This is a genomic window from Vibrio campbellii CAIM 519 = NBRC 15631 = ATCC 25920, assembly GCF_002163755.1.
Taxonomy (GTDB): domain Bacteria; phylum Pseudomonadota; class Gammaproteobacteria; order Enterobacterales; family Vibrionaceae; genus Vibrio; species Vibrio campbellii.
In genome coordinates, this window is the sequence record NZ_CP015863.1 from 282,641 (window position 1) to 297,761 (window position 15,121).

Genomic DNA, 15,121 nt, shown 5'->3' on the forward strand with positions numbered 1-15,121 from the left:
AAATTATTGCAGTAGTGGAAAAAACTGGCTTTTGAAATTCAGGGAGTGTGTTTCAACAGCTTTAGTTACTACAGGATAGAAATGCACCATTTTGGGCCGGATTTTTCCTATCCAACCCCGCCTAATAATGGACAGTAGACAAGGAGCAAGTTGTATATGCTGTCGTACTTTTTACGCCGTTTAGCGCTGGTGATCCCAACGTTTCTCGGAATTACCATTCTTATCTTCGCGATCACTCGATTTGTTCCCGGTGGGCCAGTAGAGCGAATGCTTTCGCAAATGCAAGCACAAGGTGATGGCGCCGCTTCAATGACCTCAGCTGGTGGTAACACCGCACTTTCTGATGAGCAAATCGCAGAACTTAATGCGTTTTACGGTTTAGATAAACCAGTTATGGAAGCGTATGTTGAGTGGTTGAGTCGCTTGGTTACGCTTGATTTGGGTGAATCTACCCGATACTACGAACCGGTATCTGACATGATTGCCGAGCGTTTACCTGTATCTCTGTTTTATGGCGGAATGACCTTTTTTATCAGTTACTTTATCTCAATTCCGCTTGGTTACTATAAAGCGTTGAAGCATGGCTCCGTGTTTGACTCCGCTTCTTCCATTCTTATCTTCGTTGGCTACGCCTTACCGGGTTATGTGGTTGGTGTTTTGCTGATTACGCTATTCAGTTATCACCTAGAATGGTTCCCAATGGGGGGCTTTGTTGGCGATGATTTTGATGATTACGAAACCTTCTTTGAGCGCGCAAAAGACATTATGTGGCATGCTGTATTGCCTCTGATCTGTTACTTGATTGGTGACTTCGCAACGCTGACGATGACGATGAAAAACAACCTGATGGAAAACTTATCGTCAGATTACATTCGTACTGCGATAGCTAAAGGTTTACCGTTTAAGAAAGCGGTACGTAAGCACGCTTTGCGCAATAGCTTGATTCCTATCGCTTCTCACTTTGGTAATTCACTTTTGTTTTTTATGACAGGTGCGTTCCTTATCGAAGTAATCTTTAACATTGATGGTATCGGTCTGCTTGGTTATGAATCCATCATGGAGCGTGACTACCCTGTAGTAATGGGCATCGTAGCTATCAACGCGGTATTACTGCTGATTGGTAATATCATTTCAGATATCTGTGTTGCTTTAGTCGACCCACGTGTGAAGTTTGGAGCGTAATATGATTAAAGTTAGCCCATTAACTCAAAAGAAAATCCGTCACTTTAAAGAAATCAAACGTGGCTACTGGTCGTTTTTGATCTTATCCACCATGTTGATCCTTTCTCTGTTTGCAGAGCTGTTGATCAACAGTAAAGCTTTAATGGTGAAGTACGATGGTAGTTACTATTTCCCAGTCGTCAGTGATGTACGTTTAGGTAGCGAGTTTGGCCAAGCTTCTTCGAGTGAAGCCGATTATCGAGAGCTGCAGAAAGTATTTGAAGCTGAAGGCGGCGATAACTTCGTGATTCTACCGATTGTTCCTTGGAACCCATACGAGCAAGACTTCAGTGGTGATTTCCCTCCAACGGCACCCGATGCTGAAAATAAACACTACCTAGGTACGGATGTAATCGGTCGTGATATTTTGGCTCGATTGGTTTACGGCTTCCGTACTGCGATGGGATTTGCGCTACTAACAATGGCAATCTCTTATGCGATTGGTACTGCCGTTGGCTGTGCTATGGGCTTCTGGGGCGGTAAGTTCGACCTGTTTGTTCAACGCTTGATCGAAGTGTGGTCTATGGTGCCGTTCTTGTACGTCATCATGATCTTGGTATCCATTGTGCAACCCACCTTTACCTTGTTCGTCGCCATTAACGTACTGTTTGGTTGGATGGGGATGACTTGGTACATGCGTACCATGACTTATAAAGAATCGGCTCGCGAATATGTGATGGCAGCGCGTGCGCTAGGAGCATCAACAGGTCGTATTCTGTTTAATCATATCCTACCAAACACCATGGTGATGATAGTGACGCTTGCGCCATTTACTATCGCGGCCAATATCACGGCACTGACCGCACTAGATTACCTAGGCCTTGGTCTGATGCCACCAACACCAAGTTGGGGTGAACTGCTGCAGCAAGGTAAGTCAAACCTAGACTCGCCATGGATTGTGTCTTCAGTAGTGACTTCAATTGTACTGGTGCTGGTGATGGTGACCTTTATCGGTGAAGCAATCCGAGCAGCTTTCGACCCGAAAAAATTCACACGCTATGTTTAAGCAAGCATTGTGAGCAAAACATAAAAAAGGGAAGTTTTATGAAAAAATTATTTTTAGCGTCCACGCTGAGCGCCCTAAGTTTTGGTGCGATGTCAGCAACGCTACCGACTGACTTAAACTGGCAAACAAACTGGGATGAGCCGCAATATGGCTCGCCTGAAGCGAAACGTGGCGGGACTTATCGTACTTACATGTCGAGCTTTCCGCAGACTCTACGTAGCGTCGGCCCGGATGCGAACTCTGGCTTGCGTTCGTTCATCTTGGACGAGACGCCAGGGTTGGTGGTTCGCCACCCAGACACCCTAGAATTTATCCCTGAGCTGGCCAATGAGTGGGCACTAGCTGGTGATAATAAGACGGTTTACTTCAAACTAAACCCAGAAGCGAAATGGTCCGATGGCAAACCAGTCACGGCAGACGATTTTGTTTTCATGCTTAAGTTCTATCGTTCGAAAGACATTCTCGAGCCTTGGTATAACGATTACTACAACAAAACTGTCGCTGATGTGATTAAGTTTGATGATCATACGTTCGCCGTTGAGGCAGCGAAAGAGCTTAATCCTGAAGAGTTACTGTTAAGAATGGGAGCGCTGCGTCCTCGTCCTGCTCATTTCTATGCGAATCCAAAGAAAGATGAGAACGGTGATGGTATTCACGACAACTTTGTCCGTTATTACAACTTCAAGAGCGAGCCTACGACCAGTGCTTACTACCTAGACGATATCAAAAAAGGTAAAAGCGTAACCTTTAAGCACGTCGGTGAGGACTGGTGGGGTTACACCAATAAGTACTACGAGAACCGCTATAACGTAGACAAGATTCGCATCACGGTTATTCGTGATAACGACATCGCCAAGAAGCACTTCGAAAAAGGCAGTTTAGATGCGTTTGGCCTTGTGCTACCAAGTTTATGGCATGACAAGTCCAATACCGCACCTTATCAAAAAGGCTACATCCAGAAGTTTTGGGGTTACAACCAATACCCTGTTGGCGCTGGCGGCGTTTGGATGAACACCGCAATGCCATTATTGGATGATTTAAACATCCGTAAGGGTATTACATACGCGATCGATTTTGATGGCATGATCGAAAACATCATGCGCGGTGATTACAGCCGTAAGCCGAACCCAACAGGCTATGGCCACGGTAAATACACCCTGCCAGATGCGAAAGCACCAAAGTTTGACCCAGAAAAAGCGGCTGAAGCATTTGCAGCAGCTGGTTTCGATAAGATTGGCTCAGACGGTATCCGTGTTAACGACAAAGGCCAGCGTTTGAGCTTTGAGCTGACCTACGCGACACCTGTTCATACACCACGTATTGCCTTTGTGCGTGAGCAAGCCAAGTTGGCTGGCTTGGATATTGAACTTAAATTGATCGATGGCTCATCGATGTTTAAATACGTACGCGAGAAAAAGCACGATTTAGCGTTTTTCGATATGGGTACGTCTGAGATCCCAACATATTGGGAGTACTTCCACTCAGTGAATGCCAATAAGCCACAGACTAACTCGTTCACAAACTACAGCACACCAGAGCTTGATGAGAAAATCATCGAGTACCGTTTCAATATGGACATGGATAAGAAGATCCAATTGGGTCATGAAATCCAACGCGACATCATTGACGCGCACGTGATTGTTCCGGGTTATATGGTGCCATACGTTCGTTACGGCCACTGGAGCTGGTTGAAACTGCCAGAGAAGCCAATGAACCGAATGACAGAAGCGTTGTTCAGTGGCGGCATTATTGGTGATGGTACGTACTGGATTGATAAGGACGCTAAGAAACAAACCCAAAAGGCGATGAAGTCGGGTAAAACCTTTGAACCGGTTGTTGTCGTTGATGACACGTATAAGCTGTAAGGATGTGTTATGGAAAACGATGTAATCCTGAGTGTTAAAGATCTAGAAGTTGAATTCACTACTGATGACGGCCCAGTGAAAGTACTGCATGGCGTGAACTTTGATGTTCGCGCTGGACGTACCCTTGGCCTTGTTGGCGAATCGGGCAGTGGTAAGAGTGTGACCTCCATGTCCATCATGGGTTTGCTGCCGAAACCTTACGGTAATATCGTCAATGGTGAGGTTGATTACCGCGGTACAAACTTGGTGACACTGCCGGCAGAAGAAATGTATGCCATGCGCGGTGATCGCATTTCAATCATCTTCCAGGATCCAATGACGGCGCTTAACCCAGTGCATTCTATTGGTCGTCAGCTTTGTGAGGTGTTAGAGCTACACCGTCCTGAGTTGGATAAGAAAGAACGTGAAGCTTACGCTATTGAAATGTTGGCGAAAGTGAAAATCCCAATGCCAGAAAAGCGCTTGAATGAGTATCCACACAATCTGTCTGGCGGCATGCGTCAGCGTGTGATGATCGCCATGGCGTTGGCGTGTAAACCCGATATTCTGATCTGTGATGAGCCAACCACTGCACTGGATGTAACGGTTCAGGCGTCTATCCTTGAACTAATGAACGAGCTTCAAGAAGAAACGGGCATGGCGATGATCTTCATTACCCACGATCTAGGTGTAGTTGCCGAAGTGTGTGATGACGTGGCGGTGATGTATGGTGGTCGTATTGTTGAAAAGGCAGAGATTTTCGAGCTATTCGATAATCCGCAACACCCATACACTGAACGTTTGATGGGCTTGATGCCAAGCTTGGATAACGAGCCTAAGCAAATGATCGACATTAAACCGATCGATGCCAGCATGTTTGCTAGCTAACTGGTGCAAAGTGAACAAGTCATAAAAGAGGATGTTATGGCCAAAGAAGTATTAAGAATTGAAAATCTTAAGCAGCACTTTGTATCTGGTAAAGGACTGTTTAAGAAAGGCTACACCATCAAAGCGGTAGATGGTGTGTCGCTATCAGTAGGTGAGGGGGAAACCCTTGGCCTAGTAGGTGAGTCTGGTTGTGGTAAGAGTACCCTTGGCCGCACGATTCTCAAGTTGTACGAGCCAACGGAAGGTAAGATTTTCTTTGAAGGTAAAGACATCACCAAGTTTTCTGTCAAAGAAATGCGTTCATTGCGTAAAGACATGCAGATTGTCTTTCAAGACCCAATGGAATCACTCAACCAACGTCATACCATTGGCATGATTCTCGAAGAGCCGTATGTGATTCACAATATCGGTACTTCTGCAGAGCGTAAGCAGTGGGTGAAAGAGCTACTGGTTAAAGTTGGCTTGCCAGAAACCGCAGTGAACCGCTACCCGCATGAGTTTTCCGGTGGTCAGCGTCAGCGTATTGGTATTGCACGTGCGATTGCGCTTAAGCCTAAGTTGCTGATTTGTGATGAATCGGTGTCGGCACTGGACGTATCGGTTCAGGCGCAAATCCTAAATTTACTGCTTCAACTGCAACAAGAGATGAATTTAGCAATTATCTTTATCTCTCATGATTTGTCTGTCGTGAAGCATGTCTCTGACAAAGTGGCGGTGATGTATTTTGGTAAGGTAGTCGAAGCGGGTAACGCGAAAGAAATCTACGCGAACCCTCAAAATGACTACACCAAGAAGCTCCTCTCTGCGATCCCAATTACTCATCCGAAGTATCGCAAGAAAAAGCGCTTAGCAGAAAAAAAGCAGCAAGTGGCGTAATGCCACCCGCCGAGTAAAATCATAATAAAAACGCTCCACTTAGTTGGAGCGTTTTTATTATGAGCGTATCTTTATAACTGGAGGGAAGACGCGTCTTCAGCTTCTTTAAAAGAGCATGCTACACTGCAAGCTTATTACTTTGATTTTTTGGATAGTTGGCCATGCCGTCGCATTTACCTAAATCATTCAGTCGTCCCTTTCTGAAAGTCTTTCATCTGCTCGAAGCTGTGCTTTTGGTCGCCATTACACTGGCAACTGTGTGGGCGATGGTGGAAGAGTTTGTCCACATTTACGTCCAGAAGCGTGTTGCACTCGATGACATCCTATTAATGTTCATCTATTTGGAAGTGCTGGCCATGGTCGGGCAGTTTGTGATGAACGGTAAAATACCGGTTCGATTCCCGATCTACATTGCCATGATGGCGATTGCTCGTTATATCACTTTAGGTATGAAAGAGCTCGATTCAGTAATGATCGTGTGGTTATCTTCAGCGGCATTTATTCTGGCGGCTGCAACCTTGGTTATTCGAGTTGGTCACCATTATTGGCCGTATATCGATAATCAAACCGCCGAAAAAGACGAATGATGTTAAGCCTCGCTCAGTGCGAGGCTTTTTGATATCTCATCAAGGTCTTTTATTACTCGATATTCTGGATCTAAATCAATAGTTGGCTCTTAATTTTTTGTTATATATTAACTTTATTTAATTTCTATTAATTATGTCACCAAATCTGTCACCACTTTGATATGGTAGTGTCTAGATTTGCTCAAGAGAGCTTTTTTATCGTCTCTAGTTGAGCGGAACCTTCTTCTTCCTCACAAAGCTACAACCTTTTAGTCCTGGTATTTTGCTAGTTTTTCTTTAGAATAATACTATACATATGCAATTAAGATTTAAGAGTATTTTCTAGATGTCATGTCAGCCAGACTCAGCACAAAAAGCAACATATATTGACCTTTTCTCTGGATGCGGAGGGCTTTCGTTAGGCCTCGGCAATGCAGGCTGGCATGGTCTTTTTGCGGTAGAAAAAGATCCTATGGCGTTTTCTACCTTTAAACACAACCTTATAGATGGAAAACATGCGCACTTTGATTGGCCTAATTGGTTACCTGAAGAGGCGACGACTATTCAAAACCTTTTAGAGAAGTATCCTGAACAACTAACCGCTTTAAAAGGAAAGGTTGATTTGATTGCAGGAGGACCACCGTGTCAAGGCTTCTCCCTTGCTGGACGCCGGAATGCCAAAGACCCGCGTAACAAGCTCTCCGATGAGTACATCAAGATGGTAGAGATTGTTTCACCTAAGTATTTGCTACTTGAAAATGTTAGAGGCTTCAATGCTTCTTTCAAAGCTCTTGAGGGTAAAAAAGCAAAGAAACCACATTCCATGATAGTTAAAGCCAAGCTTGAAAAACTTGGATATAAGGTGTTCACCGACTTTCTGTGTAGTGCTGACTTTGGAGTACCTCAAAAGCGAACCCGTTTTATCATGATTGGCGTCAAGGATGACCTGGTAGATAAGAACTTCGAGAATCCTTTTGAAGTCATATCTCATAGTCGACGAGACTTTTTAAATAGGAAGAAGTTACCATTGAGACCAGTGAAAGTGAGTGATGCGATTGGAGACTTGTTGGTGCAGACCAATGGTCTTGTTCACCACTCTGGAAACGATAAAAGTGGTTTCAAGAAAGTTGATTATAAGTTGCCGTCTAAACCTTCAAGATATCTCCGAGTAATTAGAAAAGGCTCCGGTAAGTCAAAACCGAATAGCCTGCGCTTAGCCAGACACAAGCTTAGCACAATTGAGAAGTTTACTAAGATACAAGAAATTTGTAAGCCAGGTGTCAGTTTGAATGATCAAATGCGCTTGGAAATTGGAACCAAGAAACAAGCAATAACAGTCTTAAATGCTGATGAGCCTTCTAAGACTCTTACAACACTACCAGATGATTTACTTCACTATAGCGAGCCGCGAATTCTAACTGTGAGGGAAATGGCTCGTATTCAATCATTCCCAGATAGCTTTGACATATTAGGCAAATATACGACTGGTGGTGAGAGAAGAACTCAGGAGTGTCCACGATACACTCAAGTTGGGAACGCTGTGCCTCCATTGCTTGGAGAAGTGCTGGGCGTGTATTTGAAAAGGTTGAATGATGAACAGTAATAGCTTAGATGCACATTTTGTAGCGAATGCTGGTGTGAAAGATATTGTCGGAAGAGGACTAATTTATAACGACAATGTAGCGATGATTGAGTTAGTAAAGAACTCAAAGGATGCAGATTCATCGAAGGTGATTATCGAACTCAGTGATGTAAATATTGAACCTGAAGGTGATATCTTATCCGAACTATTTAACCCTGAGATATCTATAAAAGATTTTGGCATTGGCATGACCAAAGAAGATATTCAAGATAAATGGTTAAATATTGCATATTCAGAAAAGAAAAATGCAAAGAATAAAGAATATGCTGGTAATAAAGGCGTTGGTCGTTTTAGCTGTGATAGATTAGGAAAAGAGTTAACTTTATATACAAAATCGTTGGATGGTGATTTCATTAAGTTATATATAGACTGGACTCTATATGAAGATAAGGGGCTAAATGATGAAATATCAACCATCCCACTAAAAATTGAAATATTAAGTAAGCAAGATTTCCTAACTAGTGTAGGGGAAGAAGAGTTCTCTCAAGGAACTGTTTTAAAAATATCACACCTACGTTCTGTTTGGGATGAAAAAAAACTAACAAAATTGCTCTCTGAATTAGAGAAGTTCTCTCCTGCTCTTGATAATGGATTTGAGATACATATAAAAAGCAACATGTATTTTGAAAACAATGAACCCCTAAATGACAAGTTGAATTCTAAAGTTGATAATGGAATTTTAGATAAGCTAAAAATAAAAACAACTTACATTGAGTCTAATATAGATGACAAAGGTGAGTTTATAAATACGGTGTTATATTATCAAGGTGAAGAGTTATATAGGTATACGGCTGAAAATCCATTTAAACTATTATCAGGAATTAGTATAGAAGCTCATTACTTAGATACTTTATCTAAAAGCTACTTTACGAGAAACGTAGGAATCAACCCAAATAAGTATGGTTCTATGTTTCTATTCTATAATGGGTTTAGAATTTCACCTTATGGAAATGAAAAAAATGACTGGCTTAACTTAGATCAGAGAAAAACGCAAGGTGTATCTAGAAACCTTGGTACTCGTGATATTTTTGGTAAGATTACTATCAAGGATAACAGAGACTTATTTAGTGTTATTACCAGCAGGGAAGGTTTAGTTCATAATAATGCTTATTATGAACTTGCTGCTTCAGATGAAGAAGAAAAAGTTGTTCTAAAAAATAGCCATAAGGAGTATGGCTATATTTTGGTCATCTTAAGGCAGTTAGAAGCATTTGTTGTTGATGGTTTAGAGTGGAATAGGCTAGTCGATACTTTAGATCAAAAGAAAGCTGTTTCTGCACAAGATGCAGTAAGAGATCCAAATAGATATATACTTAAAGAGCTTTCAACAGATAAAGTAAAGAACTCAATAGAAAAAATGGTAAGTAGCAACTTTAATGTTATTAACTATGATTTGAATGATGAGTTGATTCTTAAGCTTAAAGCTATCAATGAAACAAAATATAATGAGTACCTCGATGAGTTTGTAGAGTCTTTAGGCAATGATAGTTTTGCTGACTTAACTAAGCATAAGAAAACACAAACAAAGAAAATCATACAAGAGTTAAAAGTTAAGAAAGACATTGCTGTTGAGCAGAAAATTGAAGCTGAAAAAATAGCTGATGTAGCAGTCAAAGAAAAAATAGTCACAGCAGAAAGGCTTAAGAGTGAAGAAAAGAGAAGTGTTTTTCTCGAAAGGTTAGTAGACCCAGAAAAAACACTAGATGCATTGATTACTCATGTTATCCAACAAATATCTGGGGGTATAGAAAAAGATGGTAGATCTATACTTAACGCATATTATGAATCACCAGAATTGGTTTCTAAAGAAGAATTAATTGAAGTTATTGAACATGCGGTTCTTGATATAGCTACGATAAAAGAAACTGCCAACATGGCAACTAAAGCTGATTTCAATATAAAAGTATCATCAGTTAAGCAAGATATTATTTTCTTTATTGAAAGCTACATAGACAAGGTTGTATCCCGAAGCGGAAAATGGGGAGTAAAAATCTCATTTGAAAATTCTGGAGGATACGAAAGAATCATTAATTTCAAACCTGCTGAGGCATGTGTTTTATTTGTAAATATTTTAGAGAATTCTCGTAGAGCCGGGGCAAAAAGCTTAAAAGTTCTTTGTGATGAAAGTTCAATAAAATTTATTGATGACGGTGAAGGATTTGATTTTGAAAGACTAGATCGAGAAGCCTATTTCAAAAAGGGCATCACCACAACAACAGGTGGTTCAGGGTTAGGCTTATATCATTGCCGAGATATTGCTAGGTCTTTAGGTGCAGAATTAACAATTGATAATAACAACAAATTTGGCGCAGTTGTTGCTTTGGAGTTTAAATGAAGCTTAAGTATAATATCGTCTGGATAGATGACCAAATAAGTTTAGTTAGAGGGGATCGTAGAACAATATCCACATTTTTTAGGAGCAAAGAAATTGAACTAGATCTAGTTTCTATAGAGGCTAATGCTGGTAGTAGCCTCGTAGACAATGAAGACTTTATTAAGGCACTTGAATCCCAAGAGTTAGACTTTATCTTGATCGATTTTAACATGCCTGGTTTAAATGGTTCAGATGTTATTGAGTATATAAGAAAAACACTTCATGATTATCATACTCCAATTCTATTTTATACCGGAGATGATCCTTTAGATTTGGCTAATGCAATTAATAGTAAGAACACTGATGGAGTTGAGTTTATTGACGGCATTTTTTATTGCCACAGAGACAATATTAGTGACAAATTCTTAAAAATAGTAAAGTCCCAACTGAGAAATGATGAAAGAATTAACTCTGTTAGGGGAATGCTAATGGATAGAGTTGGATACGTTGACCATTGCATTTTGAGGGCTTTGGAACACTGTAAAGAAGATGTCTTGAGCGGTTCAAGGGAGAGAGTTAGCAACCAAATAAAAGCTCGTTTAAGAAGAAAAAAAACAACCTTAGAAGATGCCTTAGAAAATATAGATAATTGGAGCTATGAGGAAGTAGTCGATTTTCTGAAAGACAACCCAAGGATCACTGATTGTCATACACGGGCTGAGTCTCTACGTGAAATGTTAAGGAAGTCACAAGACTTCAAGGATCATGGCAATATTCTGTCAGATTTTTACAATAGAACAGAGCGAGGAGATAGTCTTAATAATCTGAGAAATATTTATGCGCATGAACCATGCGAAGCGATTGAAGCAGTTCATACAGAAGAGAACATTAAGCTGATTCGCATGGAAACTAAGCGTCATATATCAAATATAGAGACGTTATTGGGTATTGAATGAAAACTGTGATCGTTGATTTAGATGGAACTTTAGCCCTAAACAAGCATAGAAGCCATTTTATTGATAAGTCCAGTGGTCGGAAGCCTGACTGGGTTGCCTACTTTGAAGCTTGTGATAAGGACTTACCCAATCATCCAGTAATTGAGGCTGTCAACGCACTTAAGGCACAGGGAAATCGCGTCCATATTTTTTCTGCTAGAGGTGACATAGTAAGAGATAAAACTGTCAATTGGCTATCTCTTCATGGTGTCCAGTATGATGATTTAACCATGAGAGAAATGGATACATATACAGCAGATGAAATACTAAAGCGCTTCTGGCTTCTAGACCTATATCCAAATTACAAGAATGATATTCTTTGCGTTTTTGACGACCGAGATAAAGTTGTGAAGATGTGGCGTGAGTTGGGGCTGATTTGTTTTCAAGTTGCTGAAGGAAACTTTTGATGATCACGACTTTCGTGCAGAGCCATGACTAGTTGGAAGAAATACGAAAGGTTTGTTGCTGAGTTGTGTTCTGAAGACTATCAGTCTACGAGTACAACTGTAATACCAAATGCGAAGATTAAAGGCTGTTTAAGTAAAACTATCCGACAGGTAGATGTACTCATTGACTCTCGTTTTGGTGATGATAGAGGCCGAAGAATCATTGTCGATGCAAAGAAGTATAATCGTCCCCTAAATGTCAAAGATGTCGAAAGTTTCCATGGCATGATGATCGATTGCTCATCTAAGGTAGGAATTCTAGTTTGCCCTAATGGATATAGTGCTGCTGCAAAAAAACGAGCACAGGACTTTATTAACCTTAAGGTTGTGTCTTTGGAAGAGCTAGAGGGTATTGATCTTGAATCATGGGATGATTGCCTCAGTGATAATTGTAATGAAAAATCTAAAAGAGGTTTGGTTCTTTGGGATACCCCTATGGGAATCGGGGCACCTGATTCGCCGGTCTCTATTTCTTGTACTGGTAAGTGTGATGTTTGTGGTGACTTTCATATTTGGTGTTGGGATTGCGGTAAGAAGTTCTCCCTGAGTGATGAAAGTGAAGCTAAATGTAACTGTAAACATCCCTGGTTCTGGCTGACCGCGACTGAAGACGATGAAGCTAGCTCCAATGATCATGAGCAATCTAAGTCGGTTTATTTGCTGTTAGTAACCCCTTTAGATGCTCTAATTGCTGATAGAAAACCATTGAGTTAGAGCTGCCCTTTTCTTCACTTCATCTAGATAGTTACCTCTTCGATAAGATTGTGGTTAGGTATTTTTTCGCACTGCTTGAATACTTTTAGGTGGTCAATAGCTAGGGTCGCATGTCGGTCCTGGGCCATCATTTTTTCTAGTTCCGCATGTCTTAGCGGAGCAGTTGGTTTTATGCCATTTTCAAATGCTCTAATTCGTTCGTTGATTTCTGCTTCATTAATATAGATGTGAGATCTGTCTTTATGACGACTGAGGGCTACGTAGGTATTTGCTCTATCCATTTGACCGTTGTAGAGGATGAAAGTATTTCCGTCGACGGTTGTTCCTTGAGAGCTAAAAACAGTCAGGGCGTAAGCATGGCATAGGTTTACACCGATTTCATCGCTGTACTCTGATGCCAGAAACGAGACTTCTCTACAGTTGTCTAGTTCGATGACTAACCTTGCATCGTTATTGAGGCTATCTATTTGTTTGATTGTTCCAATGGTTCCATTAGCCACTTGGAGTGTACGATACTCGTTACGGCAGAATTTTACGCGATCACCGACGGAAAATTCATAATTGAAAAGCTTATTAGCCACACTGCATTTTAGCGTTAGGCCCTCTGCCCCGACTAGTCCTTCTTCAATATGTATGGCCCGAATGGCTTCGCTTAGCACTTTTACATCTTTCCATTCCTGAGCGATTACAAGTGACTGTTTCTCTGGATGTGCTTTCTGATATTGATACCAGTCGTGAATTAACGCCTCTTTTGCTTTGTCTTTCGTTTCTTCCCAATGAAGGCATCCCCTGTCACCTAAAGTTTTCAAAGCACTTTCTGAATTACCATCTCTCAAATCTGCAACCACTTGTCTTGCCCAGATTTGTCGCTGTCTCCGTATGGTTTCAACTCTTTGCGTCCCTAGTATTTCAGGGCGTGATAAGTGGCGTAATGCCCCCCCTTTATTGATAGCTGTGAGCTGCTTGTCTTCACCTGTCAGGATTAGCTTGCAGTTTGCTTTTCTCGCTTCATACAGAAGGGTTTGAAGGTCTGTACTGGGAACTAGCCCTGCTTCATCTATGACTAATACGTCTACGTTTTTAAGAGGATTATGAGCCTGTTCAATTGAATGGATGTAGCTAGCTACAGTACGAGAAGCAATCCCTGTCTCTTCAAAAAAATTGTCAGCGGCTTTCTTGGCTATACTTGCCCCGACTATGCGAAGACCATTCTTTTCATAAGCTATTTTCACAGCTAGCATCAAGGTGGTTTTCCCTGCCCCTGCACTTCCTTGTATGGTACAAAAATCTCCGCTTTGAAGAGAATACTTAATGGCGGATTGCTGTTCTTCATCAAAAGAAAAACCAAGTTGTTTTTCGGCTGCTTGAATAGCGAGTTGAATTTGATCATCTTCAATACATTTAGAACGGCTAGCGGCTAAGAATCTCGCATCGTCAATCATTAGGTTTTCCATCTGTATTACGTCTTTGGTCGTAAATCGAGGAGCATAGATATCTTCTCTACTTAATGAAACTACAGACTCATTTTCGAGTATCAGTTCTGCAAAAGCTTGGGCTTCCTTTGCATTGATACCACAATGCGATGCTTTTACACCAACTCGATAGAATAATTCTTGCTCGGTAAATGTGGATTGTCGTTCGGTGAGTTCCGAAAGGATTAAATCTTTATCGAGTAAGTCACCTTTAGTAGTCTGTTTTGACCAGTACATGGATTGAATCGAGTCCAAATTGAACCCTTTTTTATGCAATTCTTTTTGCCACTGTTGAAATAACTCACGGCGGTTCACGTCTTTTTTGCCTGGGCGAGTTCTTGTTTTGAAGTGATCGCCTTCTTTGCTGGCACTGGTTTTTATCCCTAATTTGTCTAATTCATTTTGTATAGCTTTAGAGCGAGCAGAGTATGCATCACAAAGTTCTTGGGAAACGCCCTTCACTCGAAAAGACTCGCCGTCGGGGTCGATGCCATAACCCAGTTTACTCATTTTATATGCCATTTCTGCACGAAAGATCGCCCCAAATGGTTTTATCCAACGATAGATTTTATAGGAGTCGATACTGCCAAAAGTGCCGTCTTTTCTTGGAGCTACGTTGAATATGAGAGCATGGGTATGTAACTGTGGTTCTTGTGCCCGATTAGTGCAATGTTCAAATGTTGCTACTATCAACCCTGCTGCTTTTTCATATTGTTTTGATCCTTTGCCTCGACGGGTCGTTGCTGCTTTGTTTTCCATCATAGCAATGGCGCTTTGCACTGACTGACTCATAGCTGCCTCAATTTCTTTTTGTTGCTTTGGCGTGCCACAAGCCCAGCAAATACTCACGCTTTTCGGGACGCTAAAAGTTACATCCCAAGCACAACGTCGATCCTTGCTTCCTGCGTTCTGCACTAGCGCGAAACCATCTGTCGAATAGCCATCCATCAATTTGTCATAGGGGGCTTTCTCAATAACTTTTCCATGTAAATTTAATACTCTGCTCGCTGTGCCAGTGAATCTGCCATCAGGCTCGCCATGATCCGAGTAGTATTCTTTTGAATGGCCCTCTTTATTCATTTTAGTTTGATTCGGCAGATAATTTTTGTCGGTAACAGCACTAATTGTCGCAACCAT

At 41.4% G+C, this 15,121-nt stretch carries 12 protein-coding genes; 11 read left to right on the forward strand and 1 reads right to left on the reverse strand.

Annotation, left to right across the window (positions count from 1 at the left end; translation table 11 throughout):
• Positions 1-156 precede the first annotated feature (156 nt).
• From A8140_RS01395 to A8140_RS01445, 11 genes are all read left to right on the forward strand, one after another.
• Positions 157-1,182, forward strand: a complete 1,026-nt coding sequence (locus A8140_RS01395) for an ABC transporter permease subunit (RefSeq protein ID WP_005430070.1) — start codon at positions 157-159, stop codon at positions 1,180-1,182.
• Between the two features lies 1 nt (position 1,183).
• The gene (locus A8140_RS01400) at positions 1,184-2,227 is read left to right on the forward strand and encodes an ABC transporter permease (protein ID WP_005430115.1); all 1,044 of its coding nucleotides are present in this window, start codon (positions 1,184-1,186) and stop codon (positions 2,225-2,227) included.
• A 38-nt stretch (positions 2,228-2,265) separates the two neighbouring features.
• Positions 2,266-4,092 (forward strand): extracellular solute-binding protein, encoded by a 1,827-nt coding sequence (locus A8140_RS01405; RefSeq protein ID WP_005529141.1) that lies wholly within the window; start codon positions 2,266-2,268, stop codon positions 4,090-4,092.
• Positions 4,093-4,101: 9 nt separating this feature from the next.
• A complete protein-coding gene (locus A8140_RS01410; RefSeq protein ID WP_005430191.1) occupies positions 4,102-4,959 on the forward strand; it encodes an ABC transporter ATP-binding protein in 858 nt (285 codons plus the stop codon).
• A gap of 36 nt (positions 4,960-4,995) precedes the next feature.
• Positions 4,996-5,835, forward strand: a complete 840-nt coding sequence (locus A8140_RS01415; RefSeq protein WP_005529144.1) for an ABC transporter ATP-binding protein — start codon at positions 4,996-4,998, stop codon at positions 5,833-5,835.
• Between the two features lie 161 nt (positions 5,836-5,996).
• Positions 5,997-6,422: a phosphate-starvation-inducible protein PsiE gene (locus A8140_RS01420; protein WP_005529146.1), complete on the forward strand. Its 426-nt coding sequence runs from the start codon at positions 5,997-5,999 to the stop codon at positions 6,420-6,422.
• Positions 6,423-6,747: 325 nt separating this feature from the next.
• On the forward strand, positions 6,748-8,004 hold the full coding sequence (locus tag A8140_RS01425) for a DNA cytosine methyltransferase (RefSeq protein WP_005529148.1): 1,257 nt from the start codon (positions 6,748-6,750) through the stop codon (positions 8,002-8,004).
• Positions 7,991-10,378, forward strand: coding sequence for an ATP-binding protein (locus A8140_RS01430; RefSeq protein WP_050566974.1), 2,388 nt, complete (start codon positions 7,991-7,993; stop codon positions 10,376-10,378). The genes A8140_RS01425 and A8140_RS01430 overlap by 14 nt, the downstream gene beginning before the upstream one ends.
• Positions 10,375-11,313: a response regulator gene (locus A8140_RS01435; RefSeq protein WP_038862844.1), complete on the forward strand. Its 939-nt coding sequence runs from the start codon at positions 10,375-10,377 to the stop codon at positions 11,311-11,313. Before A8140_RS01430 ends, A8140_RS01435 begins: the two co-directional genes overlap by 4 nt.
• On the forward strand, positions 11,310-11,759 hold the full coding sequence (locus A8140_RS01440) for a phosphatase domain-containing protein (protein WP_005535294.1): 450 nt from the start codon (positions 11,310-11,312) through the stop codon (positions 11,757-11,759). Before A8140_RS01435 ends, A8140_RS01440 begins: the two co-directional genes overlap by 4 nt.
• 24 nt (positions 11,760-11,783) lie before the next feature.
• A complete protein-coding gene (locus A8140_RS01445) occupies positions 11,784-12,512 on the forward strand; it encodes a restriction endonuclease (RefSeq protein ID WP_005535297.1) in 729 nt (242 codons plus the stop codon).
• Between the two features lie 23 nt (positions 12,513-12,535).
• On the opposite strand, the gene mobF is transcribed toward A8140_RS01445, so the two are convergent.
• On the reverse strand, positions 12,536-15,121 hold the full coding sequence (gene mobF / locus A8140_RS01450) for a MobF family relaxase (RefSeq protein WP_005535298.1): 2,586 nt from the start codon (positions 15,119-15,121) through the stop codon (positions 12,536-12,538).

What these genes read in the sequence shown, in the direction of transcription:
- A8140_RS01395 (WP_005430070.1), top strand. Translation starts at nt 157, where the DNA reads ATGCTGTCGTACTTTTTACGCCGTTTAGCGCTGGTGATCCCAACGTTT.
- A8140_RS01400 (WP_005430115.1), top strand. Translation starts at nt 1,184, where the DNA reads ATGATTAAAGTTAGCCCATTAACTCAAAAGAAAATCCGTCACTTTAAA.
- A8140_RS01405 (WP_005529141.1), top strand. Translation starts at nt 2,266, where the DNA reads ATGAAAAAATTATTTTTAGCGTCCACGCTGAGCGCCCTAAGTTTTGGT.
- A8140_RS01410 (WP_005430191.1), top strand. Translation starts at nt 4,102, where the DNA reads ATGGAAAACGATGTAATCCTGAGTGTTAAAGATCTAGAAGTTGAATTC.
- A8140_RS01415 (WP_005529144.1), top strand. Translation starts at nt 4,996, where the DNA reads ATGGCCAAAGAAGTATTAAGAATTGAAAATCTTAAGCAGCACTTTGTA.
- A8140_RS01420 (WP_005529146.1), top strand. Translation starts at nt 5,997, where the DNA reads ATGCCGTCGCATTTACCTAAATCATTCAGTCGTCCCTTTCTGAAAGTC.
- A8140_RS01425 (WP_005529148.1), top strand. Translation starts at nt 6,748, where the DNA reads ATGTCATGTCAGCCAGACTCAGCACAAAAAGCAACATATATTGACCTT.
- A8140_RS01430 (WP_050566974.1), top strand. Translation starts at nt 7,991, where the DNA reads ATGATGAACAGTAATAGCTTAGATGCACATTTTGTAGCGAATGCTGGT.
- A8140_RS01435 (WP_038862844.1), top strand. Translation starts at nt 10,375, where the DNA reads ATGAAGCTTAAGTATAATATCGTCTGGATAGATGACCAAATAAGTTTA.
- A8140_RS01440 (WP_005535294.1), top strand. Translation starts at nt 11,310, where the DNA reads ATGAAAACTGTGATCGTTGATTTAGATGGAACTTTAGCCCTAAACAAG.
- A8140_RS01445 (WP_005535297.1), top strand. Translation starts at nt 11,784, where the DNA reads ATGACTAGTTGGAAGAAATACGAAAGGTTTGTTGCTGAGTTGTGTTCT.
- mobF (WP_005535298.1), bottom strand. Translation starts at nt 15,121, where the DNA reads ATGGTTGCGACAATTAGTGCTGTTACCGACAAAAATTATCTGCCGAAT.